We start from the raw sequence: 16,887 nt of genomic DNA, 5'->3' as shown, positions 1-16,887 counted from the left end.
TAGAAATATGGACGAATACTACATGAAAAAAGCAATAGAAGAAGCAAAAAAAGCATATAAAAAAGAAGAAGTTCCTATAGGTGCAATAATAGTAAAAGATAATCAAATTATATCAACAGGATATAATTTAAGGGAGACATCTAAGGATGCAACTACACATGCAGAAATTATGGCAATAAAAGAAGCATGTAAAATACTAGGGGGTTGGAGGCTTAGTGGCTGTACAATGTATGTGACAATAGAACCTTGCCCTATGTGTGCTGGAGCTATAGTAAATGCTAGAATAGATAGATTAGTAATAGGTGCAATGGATTTGAAGGCCGGAGCATGTGGCTCAATATACAACATAGTAGAAGATTATAGATTAAATCACAGAGTTGAGGTTAAAACAGGTGTCTTGAAAGAAGAATGTTCAAGAGTGATAAAACAATTTTTTAGCGATTTAAGAAATAAAAAGAAATAACATAAATATTTGATAAACCATAAAGTATATGATATAATTTGAAATATTATACTGTGAAAAGGGGTTCGAATATGAGAAATCTTAAAAAGGCGATTTGTTTGGTATTGGTTATTGCAACAATTCTAGCATTAGGAGCTATAGTTATCGCAAGCTCACCATATGGAGCAGCTTGGCCGTATAGGTTTGAGTATCACATGAATGTGAATTGTTATGGGTATGTAACAAGATTTAACAATGCATCAGATCCGGGAGAGCAATATTATGAAACAGATTTAAATCACTTTGGAAAATCAGTAGATGAGATAGCAGAATATGTTAAAAAAGATTTTCAAAGATTGTACAAAACTGCACGTATTATAACATCAAGTACGTCACCAGTAAATGATGATGAGTATAGGATTGCTTTACGTGTAGGAAAGCACAAATTAGGTGGTAAAACACGTTGGGACTATCATTTTTTATTACAATGTAGCGATGGTCAATGGTGTCATAAGCCAGGTAGTCAGGTTTCAGAAAAGCTAGGCAATATAAATCCTAGTACATTCAGATGGGACATGCCTTATTTTATAACAAAGAGTGATGGTAGTAAAGAGCTAGTATATTATGAAGGTTTTTATGATAGTAAAACAATTTATATGGCATTACCTAAGATTAATTAGTAAAATGAATACAAGGGGCGCTGCATCAACGGCAGACGCTTCTTTTTAATTGCTACAATACCATTAATTTCAAAAAATGAAAACATTTTAACGTTTACTTTATAAAAAGTTCCTGTTATACTTGGTTGGACATAAGAGTTATCAATGTAGTAGTTTTTATTTGAATAATAGAGAGGAGAATAAAAATGAAAAAGAAGTTATTAGCAGTATCATTAGCAGGAATATTAGCACTTAGTAGTTCGTCATTTGCAGCAATAACAGAAAAAATGAATATTTCTAAATATAACTTACAGCAGTCAATTACTCAGACAATTGAGTACAACTTTAATAATGATTTACAAGGGTTTCAAGCAGGATTTGCAGATTTGCCAGCAGAAAAAGATGTATATGATTTTTATGAATTAGATTACGATTACAAAAAAATACCCGTAGCAAACAACGAAAGTATGGGTGCATATCTTGCAGGTAATAACCATAGTGATGATTTATTCATGTATATTACTAAAAATATAGCAGAAGATATAGAGTTAAAACCAAATACAGAGTATGAGATAGAACTTAGCTTTAAAATAGCTACAAACGAGGCAGAAAGTATGATGGGTGTGGGAGGCGCACCTGGAGAATCAGTATTTGTCAAAGGGGGAGTAGTTGGCAAAAAACCATGTCCTATAGTAGATGATAGCAACTACTACAGAATGAATATAGACAAAGGCAATCAAAGCGTAGGAGGAAGTGAATTACCTCTACTAGGAAATATAGCAAAAGATAATGGTTCTTTAGATAGATCATATGCATATAAAAATTTCTCCACTAAATGTAAAGTTAAAACAGATTCAAAAGGAAACGCTTATATAGTTATAGGACTTGATTCAGGATATGAAGGAATAACGAAAGTATATTTTGATGATATAGTCTTGAAAGTAACAATGGTTTAAAAAAAGAAAGGAATCTACTTAGATTCCTTTTTTTCTTTAGTTATTAGATCTTTATATTCAATTATAGCACTAGAAATTGCATCAGCACATTTAGCCTGTCCTTTAGAATCCTTTAAAAACACAGTATCATCCGTATTGCTTAAATAACCTAGTTCTACTAATACAGATGTAGCTTTAGTGTTTTCGACAACGTAAAGGTTTTTATCAGAGTTGTATTTAATACCTCTATTTTCAGTAAATTTAAGCTTGGCTAAATTATCTGAAATAATTTGAGCGAGTTTTTCATCTTTAGTTTCTTTTTCAAAACAATAAACTTCTGTTCCTTTAACATCAGTAGAGTTTTTATAGTAGTTACAATGAATAGATACAAATAAATCTGCATTATTTTCATTAGAAAACTTTGATCTACCCACTAGAGATTCTGTTTGTTCTTTCCAAGGTATCTCATCTTTTTCTCTAGTGTATATTACTTTTATTCCTTTATCACTTAATAGTTTACCAGTAGAAAGAGCTACGCTTAAAACAATGTCTTTTTCGGCAACATCAAATGTTTTAGAAGTAGCACCAGAATCATATTCACCATGACCAGCATCTATACATACAGTAAAATTATCTTTAGGTGAGTTGTCTTCATTAGTAATATTTTTATTAATAGGTGTAGCTTCTTTTTCATCTCCACAACTTCTAAAAATTAAAAAGCAACTTACAATAATTAAAAATAGCAAAGTACCAAAAAATCGACGTCGACGTTTCATCATAGCTTGTCTCCTACGTTTTTTCTTTAGATAGAGTTCTCGACGTCTTTCATCATAATCCATCTTATCATCTCCAATGAAATATATTATAATTACTTAATTGCATCAAGCAAAATTCTTGCCATTTGAACACCTGAGCAAGAAGCCATCATTAATCCTCTAGTTAGACCACAGCCATCACCAAGGAAGTGTAGGTTTTTAATATTTGATTTAAATTCTTTGTCTATAGTTACTTTATTTGAATAAAATTTTATTTCTGGCCCATATAGGAGTGTTTCAGTACTAGCGAATCCTGGAACAATAACATCCATTGCCTTTATGAAATTGATTATATTAGTCATAGGTCTATAAGGAATAGCTGAAGTAAGATCTCCAGGAACAGCATCTATCAATGTTGGTTTAACATTTGATCTAAGTAATTCCTTTTCCCAAGTTCTTTTGCCATCCAATATATCTCCAAATCTTTGAACTAAAATCTTATTGTTACCAAGCATATTTAATAACTCAGCTACTTTTTTGCCATATTCAATAGGTTGATTAAAAGGATATCTAAAATTGTGAGAGCTTAAAATAGCTAGGTTAGTGTTTTTACTTTTCTTTTCCTTATAAGAGTGACCGTTTACTATAGATAGTTGATTGTCATAGCGTTCTTCAGATACAAAGCCCCCGGGGTTTTGACAAAAAGTACGAACTTTATCTTTAAAAGGATTAGGATAACCTATTAATTTACCTTCATAGAGAACATTATTTATTTGTTCCATAATTTCATTTCTAACTTCAACTCTAACACCGATATCAACAGTTCCAGCACTGTGGTTTATTCCATGCTTTAAACACATCTGTTTTAACCAATCAGCACCTTTTCTACCAACACATAATATAACTTTTTCACCATATACATCTACGATAGAATCATCTTTTCCTTTGATATGATCATGTGATTTAATTAGTTTAACGCCTTGGATTTCATTGTTTTCAATAATCAAATCTTTGACATACGTACTATCTCTTAGTTCTACTCCTTCTGAAACAATATAATCTTGAATTTTCTTATAAATTTCTTGAGATTTTTCAGTTCCAAGATGTCTAATTGGACAATCAACAAGCTTTAAACCTGCTCTTATAGCCTTTCTTCTAATATCTTGAACCATTTTACTTTCGATTAATCCATTTATCTCTGTATCTGCTCCAAATTTAAGATAAATGTTATCAACATAGTCTATTAAATCTTTAGTAGTATCATAACCAATATATTCAGGCAAGAGACCACCAACCTCTTGACTTAAGCTAAGTTTACCATCCGAAAAAGCTCCAGCTCCAGAAACACCAGAAGTTATATTACAGTAAGGTTTACAATCAATACATTCACGTGTTACTTCTTTAGGACACTTTCTATTCTCTACTTTTTTTCCTTTTTCAACTAATAGTATTTTTTTATCTTTATTTATGTTAACAAGTTCTAAAGCGGTAAAAAGACCAGCTGGCCCTGCACCGACAATAATCACGTCATATTTCATTATTTTTACCTCCTAAATTAAAGCTTGAAGTAGCGAATTAAAAATAACACTACATAGTAATAATATCATAAAACACGAATAATTTGTACAAAAAGCAATGTAATATTCATAGTGTAAGAATATAATAATTAGTATGCACAGGTAGTAAAAGATTTATAATGATACCAAATAAAGTTAAAAATAAAGAAGAAAGTTAATAAAATAGTAACAAACATTTATCTTATTATAATTAAACAAAGTTTTATAATAAAAAAGAAAATAAATAGAAATAACTATAGAAAGAAATAATATTTCATGATATTATAGTTATATTGGTAATAATATTTCAAGAAAGGGTGTAGCAAATGAATATCGATTTAAAAAGTTTGACCACAGAAGGAAGAAATCCAAACACATTTGGAATAGATATAGCCTCAACAGAGGAAATGATAAGTATGATTAATGAAGAAGATAAAAAAGTTGCTTTTGCAGTAGAAAAAGAGATCAAACATATTGCAAAGGCAGTAGATTTAATAACAGAGAGTTTTAATAATGGAGGCAGATTGATTTATATTGGAGCAGGAACAAGTGGTAGACTAGGTATACTAGATGCATCAGAATGCCCTCCTACCTTTGGAGTACCGGCTCAGATGGTTCATGGTATCATAGCAGGTGGTTACGAAGCTATTTTTAAAGCAAAAGAAGGAGCAGAGGATGATATTAATTTAGGTGAAAAGGACTTAAAAGACATTAATTTTGATAAAAAGGATGTATTAGTAGGGATAACAGCAAGTGGTAGAACTCCTTATGTAATAGGGGCATTGAACTTTGCTAAAAAAATAGGAGCCGTGACTATAGCTGTAACAAATAATAGTGATTCACCAGTACAAAATATTGCAGACGTTGGTATTGCTGTAGTAGTAGGAGGAGAAGCATTAACAGGCTCGACAAGATTGAAAGCTGGTACAGCTCAAAAAATGGTACTAAATATGCTAACGACAGGGTCTATGATAAAGATTGGTAAGGCATACGAAAACTTGATGGTTGATGTGCAATCCACAAATGAGAAACTTACGCAAAGAAGTAAAAATATAGTTGTAGAGGCAACAGGAGTAGATGAAAGTATAGCAAAGGAGTATTTAGAAGAAACTAATTACGACGTAAAATTGTCTATTTTCATGATAAAATCAAAGCTAGATAAAAAGACTGCACAAGAAATAGTTAATAAAAATAATGGACATATTAGAAAAGCTCTAAACGAAGTAATTAATAAATAATAATTATTATAAACACTTATAAGAGGTGATTAAATGTTAGGTATATTTAAAAAGAATATTAAGGTTCAATTATTATCTCCTATTGAGGGTAATGTAATAGATATAGAAAATGTAGAGGATGAAGTTTTTTCACAAAAAATGCTCGGAGATGGTGTTGCAATAGATCCATTAGACAATAAAGTAGTATCTCCATGTGATGGTGAAATTTTGCAGGTTTTCCCTACTAAACATGCTGTAGGGATTAAATCAAATGATGGACTAGAAATACTAATACACATAGGAATAGACACCGTTAATTTGAAGGGACAAGGATTTGAAAGCTTTGTTAAACAAGGAGATGTAGTTAAAGCAGGAGATATTCTAATGCAGTTGGATGTAGAATATCTAAGAAAGAATGCAAAATCATTAGTTTCACCAGTTATTATAACCAATGGTGAAATAGTAAAAGATATAGAGAAGTTTACAAATAAAGTAGTCAAAAATACAGATATAATTATGAACATAGATATAAAAAAATGATGCAATCTTTGAAAATGTTCTGTCAAAATAGAATCATTTTATGTTCTTGGAAAATAATACAGAATAATTACAATTAAAATTAAATCAAATCCTTCATCATGTTTCAAAAATGAATGAAAACTTTTAAAAATGAAAGAAACAATGAAAAACTTGCAAAATATGATGGTTTTTTATTGTTTTTTGATTTTTATAATGTTATAATTAAAACACAACAAGATGGAAGGGCTGATAATATGAAGAATTTGAAAGCAAATATAAAAAAGAAAGTAAACGATACAAATAAGAAAAATAGGTTCAAATTTAAAACATGTGGATCAATAACTTGTATTCATAATATGGGAGAGAGATGCAATCTTGAAAGTTGTGAAATGTACGAACGAAATTTCATGCAGGAATACTAATATGGAGATCATGGTAAAACCACACATTACTTAGTCAAAGAATTGTATAACTGTAATATATGGTTCTTTGACTTTTTTTATTGCAAATTAATCTGAAATATGTTAGAATCGTATGAAGGAATCTTTAAATCAGTCCCGTGAGGCTGGCAAGACGATACAAAATTATGATTATATCATCTTGCCATAATGCAAGATTTTTTTATGATTAAATATAAAATATGCCTTTTAAATCGGTCCCGTGAGGCTGAAAAAGGAGGATAAGAATTCTCCTTTACAACAAAAACGAGGAGGTTTTTTTATGTCAGAAAATATATTAAACAGAAAAGATATAACAAGTGTAAAAGAATTTGATTCAAATCCAGTGAAAAAAATAATACTAGCTTTACAACATCTTATAGCAATGTTTGGAGCAACGGTATTAGTACCTATTCTAACAGGACTTGATGCATCGGTAGCATTAGTATCTGCTGGTGTTGGAACATTGATGTTTCATCAAGTAACAAAGAGGAAAGTACCTGTTTTTTTAGGTTCATCATTTGCATTTATAGCAGTTATTAACACAGTAAAAGAAACATACAATGGAGATTTGACATATGCACAAGGTGGAATATTCATAGCAGGGCTAATATATGTAGCATTATCTTTCTTAGTTAAAAAAATAGGTGTAGCCAAGATTAAAAAATATCTACCAGCTCAAGTTGTTGGACCAATGATCATAGTAATAGGATTAAACTTAGTTCCAGTAGCAATAGGTATGGCATCAACGAACTACATCATAGCGTTTATAACATTAGGGATAGCACTTACTATAACACTATTTGCAAAAGGGTTTATAAAACAACTTTCTATATTGATTGCAGTAACAGTTGGATATATAATAGCAAATGCAAGTGGATTAATAGAAGCAGAAGCAGCAGAAGCTTTTAAAACAGCATCATATTTTAGTGTTCCTAATTTCACATTGCCTAAGTTTGAAATAGGAGCAATAATGATAATAGTACCAGTTATCTTGGCTGTTTTCATGGAACATATAGGAGATATAACTACAAATGGTCAAGTAGTTGGTAAAAACTTTGTAGAAGATCCAGGGTTAAATAGAACGCTTTTGGGAGATGGATTAGCTACGTTATTTGCAGGTTTAATAGGGGGACCAGCGAATACAACATATGGAGAAAATACAGGAGTTTTAGCAATAACAAAAAATTATGATCCATCAATATTGAGATTAGCAGCTGTATTTGCTATAGCATTAGGGTTTATAGCAAAAGTAGGAGGCTTTCTAAAAACAATTCCTCAATGTGTCATGGGTGGAATAAGTGTAATGTTATTTAGTATGATAGCATTGATAGGAGTAAAGACTCTAAGGAATAATAAAGTTAAGATGAATACAAAAAATATTGTTGTAATTGGTTCAATATTGATTATAGGTATAGGTACATCATTATTAAAAAGATACACAGGAAATGTAATAGGTATCCCAATAACTCAAACGGTTAAAATAACAGAGCTTAGTTTGGCGGCTATAGTAGGAGTATTACTAAATGCAGTTTTAAACTTAAAAGAAAATTAAATAATAATTTAGATTACCTTTTTACTTATAAGGTAGTCTTTTTTAGTTTTTATGTTAATAGTTGAGAAGACTATATAAAAAGGTTATGTGAAATAAGACTTTGAGCTGATATTAATTTTAATAACGTTATAGGTGATTGTAATCAATATTCGCAATTCAAAATAAAGGTTATCAAAGTTAAATGTAGAATTACTGTACTAATATACATTAAGCTAGGAGTGGTTATGTGGATTTTAAAATAGCAAAAGAAAGATTTGAAGAGTTATTAATAAAACTAAGAGCTTTAGAATATGCAAGTGCAACTATTTATTGGGATTCGGCTACAGGAGCACCAAAAAAAGGGGCTGGTGAGAGAGCTAAGACATTGGGTGTATTATCGGGAGAGGTTCACAATGTAATGACTTGTGATGATATGGTGCAGTGTCTTAAACTGCTAGATGAAAATAAGGATAAGTTAGACAAAATCACATATGCAACATTAAACAAGATAAAAAGAGAATATGATCAAATGGCTAAAATACCTAAAGATGAATTTGCTCAGTATAGTGAACTCAGAAGTTTAGCAGGGCAAGTATGGGAGGATGCAAAAGAAAAATCAGATTTTACATTATTTGAACCATATTTAGAAAAAATATTTAAATATCAGAGAAAGTTTGTTGAATACAGAGGATATGATGGTAATCCCTATAATGTATTATTAGATGATTATGAACCAGGCATGAATGTAGATATATTAGATGATTTTTTCAACTCGCTAAGAGAAAAAATAGTTCCCTTAGTTAAAAGAATAAAAGAAAGTGGTAAAAAAATAAGAACAGATTTTACTAATAGAAGCTTTAATGTAGAAAAACAAAAAGAATTTAGCAAATATTTATTAGACATACTAGGCTTTGATTTTGAAGCTGGTATGTTCAAAGAAAGTGTACATCCATTTACGCTTAATCTCAATCCATACGATGTAAGACTAACATCACATTTTACTAAGAATATATTATTATCAGGTATTTATGGCACTATACATGAGTGTGGACATGCATTATATGAGCAAGACATAGATAAAGATTTAGTAGGATCATCAGTAGCAACAGGAGTTTCTATGGGTATACATGAGTCACAGTCAAGAGCATATGAAAATGTCATAGGTAGAAATATTAACTTTTGTGGTTTTATATATCCAAAGCTTAAAGAGTTATTCACAGATAAATTACAAGATGTAACATTAAAAGAATTTTACGAAGGTGTAAATGAAGTAAAACCATCATTAATTAGGATAGAGGCAGATGAGCTTACCTACTCATTACATATCATGGTGAGATACGAAATAGAGAAGAAGCTCATTAATAAAGAGATAGAGGTAAAAGATTTACCTGAAATATGGAATAAAAAAATGAATGAGTATCTAGGAGTTTCGCCAGATAATGATGCAGATGGTGTCTTGCAAGATGTTCATTGGTCAGATGGTTTAATAGGTTACTTCCCATCATATGCGTTGGGAAATGCATATGCATCGCAGTTTGTAAATGCTATGAAAAAAGACATAAATTTTAATAATGCTCTTAAAGAAGGCAATTTTAAAGCAATAAAGGACTGGTTAACTGAAAAAATACACAAATATGGAAGTACAAAAATGCCGAATGACATATTAAAAGATGTAACTGGAGAAGGATTAAATCCTAAGTGCTTCATAGAATATTTAAAAGACAAGTATGAAAAAATATATAATTTGAAATAAATATAGCGAACAGACATTCCCCTATGGTATAATATAAGGGGAATGTTTGTTTGTGGAGGTTTATTTGATGAAAAAAATTATACATGTAGATATGGATGCATTTTATGCAGCGATAGAGCAGCATGATAATAACCTAAGAGGCAAAGCAGTGATAGTTGGTGGTATAAAAGGGAGGGGTGTTGTAAGTACATGCTCCTATGAAGCTAGAAAATACGGGGTACATTCTGCTATGCCAACTTTTATAGCAAGGAAAAAATGTCCAGATGCCATATTTATGCCAGTTAGGATGAGTAGATATAAAGAAGTGTCCAAAAAAGTATTTAGAATACTAAGAAGTATAACGACATCAATAGAACCACTATCAATAGATGAAGCCTATTTAGATGTCAGTAATAGTGAGGATGATCCGATAAATATAGTAAAAACTATAAAAAGAGAAGTATTGAGAGAAACAGGGTTAACTCTATCAGCAGGAATTTCATACAATAAGTTTTTAGCAAAAGTTGCATCAGATTGGAATAAACCAAATGGTATAAAAATAATAAAAGAAGAAGATATGCCTAATATTTTATTTCCATTATCAATAAAAAAAGTTTATGGACTTGGCAAAAAATCAGTTGAAATGTTTAATAAATTTGGTGTTTTTACAATAGAAGATTTGTATGGATTATCCAAAGAGTACCTTATAGAAGTACTTGGTAAACATGGAGAGGATATATATAACAGAATAAGAGGTAAAGACACAAGAATTGTAAGTAGGACTACATCATCAAAGTCTATAGGAAGAGAAACTACACTTATTGAAGATACAACAAACAAAGATATATTCAAGAAAATTATAAAGGATTATTCTTTGCAATTAGAACAAAGCCTTATCAAAGATAAATCTCATGCTAAAACGGTAACTATAAAATATAAGACATCTGATTTTAATTCTCATACAAAAAGCAAAACAATGCCATATTACTTACAGAACAAAGATGAAATATATCAAATAGCTTGCGATATAATAGATAACATATACTTTATGAAACCAGTTAGGTTAATCGGATTAACAGTATCTCACATTGAGGATTCATCAGTTAGACAGATTACTATATTTGATTTAATGAATAATTAAAAATAAAAACTCAAGAACAATCATTTAAAATGTCTTGAGATTTAAACTCGTTATAATTATTTTTTAAAAGGTTTCATAATTTTTATATAATCAATTGGCTTATTGTCGTAAGTAGGATAACTAGCATGTTTTGCGTCTTTTTCAAACCAATGTGTATCTACGCCTATTATTCTCCAATCGTCATTTTCCTTAACAAGTATATATTTTTTTATGTTAATTTGTGGTTTCAAAGTATTATCATTTTTGTTTACTTCAGATTTAGTGAATATATATACTTTATTATCAGATTGATAAACAGTAGATAACTCAATTACCATATCTAAATCAAAAGCTGACACCCCATTTTTTTCCTTATATTCTTTTTCTTCTTTAACATATCTTTCATAATCTTCTCTACTTGCTTCCAGTTCAGAAATATCATAGTCCTTTACACACAGTTCCTTAAATTGACTAATGCAATCATCAAAACTGATATCATGTGCAAAAGAAAATCTCGCGTTTAAAATTTCAGCGGCTTCTACCTTTTTAAGTATATGTAGTGTGTCATCTGATTTTTTACATCCACTTATTAAGGATGTTGTAATAATTAATATAAGTATTATTATTGATAATTTTTTCATGCGATACCCCCATATTTTATATAATATACATTATACGCTATAAATAAATATTGTCAATGCTACCAAGTCTATAATTTAGTAGTTTATAAATAAAGGCACTGTCAAAATGACAATGCCGTTACACAGGGTGTTATGTTATTTGTTTCTTTTTAAACTAGTTAAAAAGGAGATTCCAACAAATATTAAGATGATTGAAAAGATCAATTTAAAATTGAACCATCTTAAGAATCTTTCAAGAATAATTGATGCACCAATAAATACTAATATAATACCTAAAATTTTCTTATTTCTGTGAGGATTGGATTTTCTTTCGTCAAATTCATCATAAGTGTGATTTGAGTACTCTTCGTCCGGATTAACAGGAATAACTATCGCACATATAATATAAGGAATAAAACCAATCCACATAAAAGCAGATATGACAGTTATAATTCTTACAATAGTTACATCTATATCTAAGTACTCTGCGATGCCTGCACACACACCACATATTTGCTCGTTTTTTCTAGAACGATATAGTTTCTTACTCATAACACCAAATCCTTTCGTATGATTTCTATAAATATATAATAGCATATAGAAACAATAAAATCAATAAAAAAATTAAAAAAATTAATATATAAATTAAACATATTAAAAATAATACAATTTACATTAAAAACATAAAAAAATTATTTAATATACTTTAGTTGTAATTTCCAATTTATTAACTGTTATATTAAAAAATATAGAGAAATCTATTTCAAAATACGTACTTGTTACATATTTTATAGTATAAATCATAAATTTATTCTCAATATTTGAGCATAAATAATATAATATTGGAAAGCTTGAGGGGATAAGATGTTTAAAATTGATGATTTTAAAGTCAACGCTATTAGGCGAGGAATAAGAAGAGAAGACCTTAGCTTTTTGAATTTAAGTGGTAGACAATGCATGTATTCTCAAGGAATATATGGGCAGGGTGTAATAGTTGCAGTAATAGATACTGGAGTAGATAGTAAACATTCAGAGTTAAAAGGAAGAGTGCTAAAAGGTAGAAATTTCACTCAGCTCAGAAGTATAAACAGAAGTATAACAGCAGATAAACATGGACATGGAACCCATGTTGCAGGAAGTATAGCAGGCTCTAATGTAGGAATAGCACCAAGAGCGCAAATTCTTCCTATAAAAGTCCTCGATAGCAATGGAAAAATAGATATAAAAAACATTATAGAAGCTATGAAATGGATAAAAAACTATAGATCATTAGATGGTAAAAAAGTTAGTATAGTATCAATGTCTATTTCAACAGATGGAAAAAATGAAGAAAAAGCAAAACTTGATGAACTCCATAAAGTAATAAAGGATTTAGTAAATGCAAATATAGCTGTAATATGCTCAGCGGGTAACTCGTATAAAGAAGAAGTGAGATATCCTGCAGTATTTGATGAAATCATCTGTGTAGGTGCTGTAGATGTAGATTTAAAATCTGCATTATTCAGTACACAAGGGAACCACATAGATGTTTGCCAAGTAGGAGTAAATGTACTTTCATGTGCACCAAACAATAAATATGCTGAGATGTCTGGTACTAGTATGAGTACACCAATAGTAGCTGGTATAGCAGCACTAATAGCATGTAAGCATCAAATAGCACTGGGTGAATCAATACCAGAAGATTATCTTTGGAGAAATCTTAAAATGAGTACAAAAGATTTAGGAATACCAGGAGCAGATACCAAGTATGGAGTAGGTTTTTGTACCTTGCAACCATTAGAAAAAGAGATAGTAATTAATAATAAAAAGAATGTATTTTCAGTAGATGGTGTATCCTATAAAGACATGAAACTCACGCCAGAGCTAAAAAATACAATAGTAGGATTATTTAGAAAACAAGGAGCATTTATAAAAGTTGATAAGTTAATGAAAAAGCTTAAAATTATATTTTAAATTAGAAAGGGGGTGTCCATTGCAGACATCCCCGATTTATTTATATTAGATTAATACCTTTCAAAAAGACTATAAGTATAGCAATTGGGGATATAAATTTTACTAACAACAAGAATATCACCAAAAATGTAGAACTTATAGAACCTTTATTTCTTAGTTGATCTTTTATTATCTTTTTATCCATATAATAACCTACAAAGAGACAAATCAACAGACCTCCAAGAGGAAGTAATATATTTGCGGATAAGTACTCCATGAAGTTCATAAACGTCATGCCGAAAATTGTGTATTCCTTTAAAATTCCGTTAGATAAAGAACATAAAATTCCTATAATAGATACAAATAACGTACTAAAAACAGTAACCTTAGTTCTAGACATATTAAATTCTTCGGTAAAATAGGCAACAATTACTTCTAGAATAGATATAGATGAAGTAAGTGCAGCAACTGCTAGTAATGAGAAGAACAATATTCCAAATATATTTCCAAAAGGCATTTGTTCAAAAACTAAAGGTAATGAAATAAAAGCAAGACCAGCTCCTGTATCAGGCTTTATACCATAAGAAAATACAGCAGGAAATATTGCAATACCTGCTAACAGTGCAATAACCGTATCTGCAATACTGACATTGACAGCAGTAGATTTTAAGTTCTCACCATCATTAATATAAGAACCATATGTTAACATAGTTCCCATTCCTAAACTTAATGTAAAGAAAGCATGACCTAAAGCTAGGAATACAGCATCTAAAGTCAATTCGTTAAATTTTGGTTTAAATAAAAAGTTGATTCCTTCCATTGCATTATCTAAAGTTAGTGCTCTTATGTCTAGTATTATAATTAATAAAAACATTAAAGGCATCAATATCTTAGAGTATTTTTCTATACCATTTTTTATACCAGCAGCTACTATATAGCCTGTTATAGCCATAAATAAGAGTTGCCATATGATAGGTAACCAATTACTGCTTATTAAGCTAGTAAACATATTAGATAATTCGGTTACTGATTTACCAGCAAAACTATTGGTAATAGAATTAGATACATAATGCATGCACCATCCGGCAACAACACCGTAGAAAGACAGTATAACTACTGCACATAATAGTCCCATCCATCCTATAATGGACCAAGGTGTTTTAGGAGCTAATTCCCTAAAAGCACCTATAGCATTCTTCTTAGTACTTCTTCCAATTATAAACTCTGAAATCATAATTGGTAAACCAATTAATACAATACAAACTAAATAAACAATGAGAAATGCACCGCCTCCGTTTGTACCAGTTATATGAGGGAAACGCCAAATATTACCTAGTCCGATAGCTGAACCAGCAGCGGCAGCTAAAATTCCCAGTCGACTTTTAAAACTATCTCTTGCCATATTAATTCCTCCATAAAAGTATTTTGTATGATATGATTGCTAGACTGTTAAATATAGTATATATAGAAAAGTTAAAATTAAAACAAGGAACTATCTGTAAAAATTAATGATGTACACATAACTATGAAATTATCAGAGTTTCCAGAGTGGATACAGTATACAAGGGGGCAGATATAAATTGGATATATATTATACATCAGTCTAAAAATAGATATTACTTTATTATAACTAGGAAGGTTAATTAAGTCAATAAAAAGTTAGTGTACTAAAGCGAACACTAAAGCGAAACTAAATAATTAACATAAGACTTAAAAATATAATCATATTATGTTAATATTTATAATAGGTGCAATAATAAAGACAAAGTACACAATTGTGTATAGATTAAAAATGGGGGAATTAGAGTTGACAAAGACAATTATAGAGTTTAATAATGGTGATGAGATAGAAAGTTTTTTTCTTGTAAAACAATCACTAGTTAAAATATCAAGCAAAAATAAAAAATACATTGACTTTACACTTATGGATAAGACTGGAGAAATAAACGCAAAGCTATGGGAAGTAACAGATAATGATGAAAAACAATATGTAAACAACACAATAATAAAAGTTAGAGGTATCATATCAGTTTATCAAGGGAAATTACAGCTTAAGATAAATAGAATTAGATTACTAAAAGAGGAAGATGGTATTAAAATTAGTGACTATGTGTTGGTAGCTCCTGAAGAACCTAAAGAGATGCTTATGTGTATAGAAACATATATAAACAATATGAGCAATGAAGATATTAAAAGATTAACTAATAGAATAGTACAAGATAATCGTCAAAAATTATTAATCTATCCAGCGGCTACAAAAAATCATCATTCTGTAGCAGGAGGATTATTATATCATACAAAAACTATGTTACTTTTAGGAGAACAAGTGTGTAAGATATATGATTTTCTAAACAAAGATCTACTGTATGCTGGGATCATTTTACATGACATGGCTAAAATCCAAGAAATAGATGCTAATGATTTTGGTGTAGCTTCAGAGTATACAACAGAAGGTCAATTGTTAGGTCATATAATAATGGGGATAAAGAACATAGATAGAGTTGCAAGAGAGGAAGATATAGATAACGAAATATCCATGTTACTTCAACATATGGTATTATCTCATCATTATGAACCAGAGTTTGGAAGCCCTAAAAAACCTCAAATTCCTGAGGGTGAGATATTACATATGCTTGATATAATAGATGCAAGAATGTATGACATGAATAAAGCTTTAGGCAATACAAGAGAAAGCGAATTCTCCGAAAGAGTATGGTCATTAGAAAATAGAAAAGTGTACAAAGCTAATATTAATATTGAGGAAGTCCAAAAAATATAAACATGTTCACTAGAATCTGTGGATAAAAAACGCATGGTTTACTATTTATTGTGGATAAAAACAGTAGGTTACAGAAGAATGGTTGGTGAAGGCATGGATAAAAAAATGAGTTTTTGGCAATGTTATTTTAGTTTTTTTAAAATAAGTATGTTTACCTTTGGTGGAGGATATGCAATGTTGCCAATGACAGAAAAAGAATTGATAGAAAATAAGAAATGCATAACAGAGGAAGAAATGTTACAGGCATATGCATTAGCGCAATCAGCGCCAGGTGTAATAGGAGCTAATACATCAGCAATAATAGGAAATAACATAAATGGTTTAAAGGGTGCAATAGCATCAATACTTGGATTTATTACACCGTCAGTAATTATTATAATGCTAGTTTCAAATATACTTATAAAATTTCAAAATAATGTATTGGTTAGCAGTGCATTAAAAGGCATAAAAATAGCAGTTCTTGGAATATTGATAAATATATTTATTAGACTGTTTAAAAAGTCAGAGAAATATATAAAGAATGCATTTGGAACAATACTTTCGCTCTTAGCATTTACACTGGTGATGTTTTTTCACATATCAACTATCTATATTATTATTGCTTCAGCTATAGCAGGGATAGTGTATTTTAATAGAAAGGAAGAATAATA

Annotated in this window: 17 protein-coding genes; 12 read left to right on the top strand and 5 right to left on the bottom strand. The window is 30.0% G+C overall.

Annotation, left to right across the window (positions count from 1 at the left end):
- Positions 1-7: 7 nt before the first annotated feature.
- The 3 genes from tadA to P3X86_RS17545 all read left to right on the top strand — a co-directional run bounded on the left by tadA (position 8) and on the right by P3X86_RS17545 (position 2,057).
- On the top strand, positions 8-463 hold the full coding sequence (gene tadA / locus P3X86_RS17555) for a tRNA adenosine(34) deaminase TadA (protein WP_483294027.1): 456 nt from the start codon (positions 8-10) through the stop codon (positions 461-463).
- 71 nt (positions 464-534) lie between these two features.
- The gene (locus tag P3X86_RS17550; protein ID WP_483294026.1) at positions 535-1,122 is read left to right on the top strand and encodes a hypothetical protein; all 588 of its coding nucleotides are present in this window, start codon (positions 535-537) and stop codon (positions 1,120-1,122) included.
- 185 nt (positions 1,123-1,307) lie between these two features.
- Positions 1,308-2,057, top strand: a complete 750-nt coding sequence (locus tag P3X86_RS17545; RefSeq protein WP_483294025.1) for a hypothetical protein — start codon at positions 1,308-1,310, stop codon at positions 2,055-2,057.
- 14 nt (positions 2,058-2,071) lie between these two features.
- On the opposite strand, the gene P3X86_RS17540 is transcribed toward P3X86_RS17545, so the two are convergent.
- Positions 2,072-2,875 (bottom strand): N-acetylmuramoyl-L-alanine amidase family protein, encoded by an 804-nt coding sequence (locus P3X86_RS17540; RefSeq protein WP_483294024.1) that lies wholly within the window; start codon positions 2,873-2,875, stop codon positions 2,072-2,074.
- A gap of 29 nt (positions 2,876-2,904) precedes the next feature.
- On the bottom strand, positions 2,905-4,329 hold the full coding sequence (locus P3X86_RS17535; protein WP_483294023.1) for an NAD(P)/FAD-dependent oxidoreductase: 1,425 nt from the start codon (positions 4,327-4,329) through the stop codon (positions 2,905-2,907).
- 344 nt (positions 4,330-4,673) lie between these two features.
- Between P3X86_RS17535 and murQ the strand changes: the two genes are divergently transcribed.
- The 6 genes from murQ (at position 4,674) to P3X86_RS17505 (ending at position 10,927) form a co-directional block, all read left to right on the top strand.
- Positions 4,674-5,585, top strand: a complete 912-nt coding sequence (murQ, locus tag P3X86_RS17530) for an N-acetylmuramic acid 6-phosphate etherase (protein WP_483294022.1) — start codon at positions 4,674-4,676, stop codon at positions 5,583-5,585.
- A gap of 33 nt (positions 5,586-5,618) precedes the next feature.
- Positions 5,619-6,104: a PTS sugar transporter subunit IIA gene (locus P3X86_RS17525; protein ID WP_483294021.1), complete on the top strand. Its 486-nt coding sequence runs from the start codon at positions 5,619-5,621 to the stop codon at positions 6,102-6,104.
- A gap of 113 nt (positions 6,105-6,217) precedes the next feature.
- Positions 6,218-6,505, top strand: coding sequence for a hypothetical protein (locus tag P3X86_RS17520; protein ID WP_483294020.1), 288 nt, complete (start codon positions 6,218-6,220; stop codon positions 6,503-6,505).
- 298 nt (positions 6,506-6,803) lie between these two features.
- Positions 6,804-8,075: a uracil-xanthine permease family protein gene (locus P3X86_RS17515; protein WP_483294019.1), complete on the top strand. Its 1,272-nt coding sequence runs from the start codon at positions 6,804-6,806 to the stop codon at positions 8,073-8,075.
- Positions 8,076-8,301: 226 nt separating this feature from the next.
- Positions 8,302-9,807, top strand: a complete 1,506-nt coding sequence (locus tag P3X86_RS17510; RefSeq protein WP_483294018.1) for a carboxypeptidase M32 — start codon at positions 8,302-8,304, stop codon at positions 9,805-9,807.
- Between the two features lie 64 nt (positions 9,808-9,871).
- Positions 9,872-10,927, top strand: coding sequence for a DNA polymerase IV (locus P3X86_RS17505; protein ID WP_483294017.1), 1,056 nt, complete (start codon positions 9,872-9,874; stop codon positions 10,925-10,927).
- Positions 10,928-10,983: 56 nt separating this feature from the next.
- Here the strand turns inward: P3X86_RS17505 and P3X86_RS17500 are convergent, their stop codons facing one another.
- Positions 10,984-11,547 (bottom strand): hypothetical protein, encoded by a 564-nt coding sequence (locus tag P3X86_RS17500; protein WP_483294016.1) that lies wholly within the window; start codon positions 11,545-11,547, stop codon positions 10,984-10,986.
- 135 nt (positions 11,548-11,682) lie between these two features.
- On the bottom strand, positions 11,683-12,078 hold the full coding sequence (locus tag P3X86_RS17495; RefSeq protein WP_483294015.1) for a PspC domain-containing protein: 396 nt from the start codon (positions 12,076-12,078) through the stop codon (positions 11,683-11,685).
- Positions 12,079-12,390: 312 nt separating this feature from the next.
- Between P3X86_RS17495 and P3X86_RS17490 the strand changes: the two genes are divergently transcribed.
- Positions 12,391-13,479, top strand: a complete 1,089-nt coding sequence (locus P3X86_RS17490; protein WP_483294014.1) for a S8 family peptidase — start codon at positions 12,391-12,393, stop codon at positions 13,477-13,479.
- Positions 13,480-13,519: 40 nt separating this feature from the next.
- Here the strand turns inward: P3X86_RS17490 and P3X86_RS17485 are convergent, their stop codons facing one another.
- The gene (locus P3X86_RS17485) at positions 13,520-14,860 is read right to left on the bottom strand and encodes a sodium-dependent transporter (protein WP_483294013.1); all 1,341 of its coding nucleotides are present in this window, start codon (positions 14,858-14,860) and stop codon (positions 13,520-13,522) included.
- Positions 14,861-15,250: 390 nt separating this feature from the next.
- Between P3X86_RS17485 and P3X86_RS17480 the strand changes: the two genes are divergently transcribed.
- Both P3X86_RS17480 and P3X86_RS17475 read left to right on the top strand, forming a co-directional pair.
- Positions 15,251-16,237: a 3'-5' exoribonuclease YhaM family protein gene (locus P3X86_RS17480; protein WP_483294048.1), complete on the top strand. Its 987-nt coding sequence runs from the start codon at positions 15,251-15,253 to the stop codon at positions 16,235-16,237.
- Between the two features lie 33 nt (positions 16,238-16,270).
- The gene (locus tag P3X86_RS17475) at positions 16,271-16,885 is read left to right on the top strand and encodes a chromate transporter (protein WP_483294012.1); all 615 of its coding nucleotides are present in this window, start codon (positions 16,271-16,273) and stop codon (positions 16,883-16,885) included.
- Positions 16,886-16,887 lie beyond the last annotated feature (2 nt).

It is taken from the genome of Abyssisolibacter sp. ZYX002, assembly GCF_056892235.1.
This window is presented reverse-complemented; position numbering and strand designations above follow the sequence as displayed.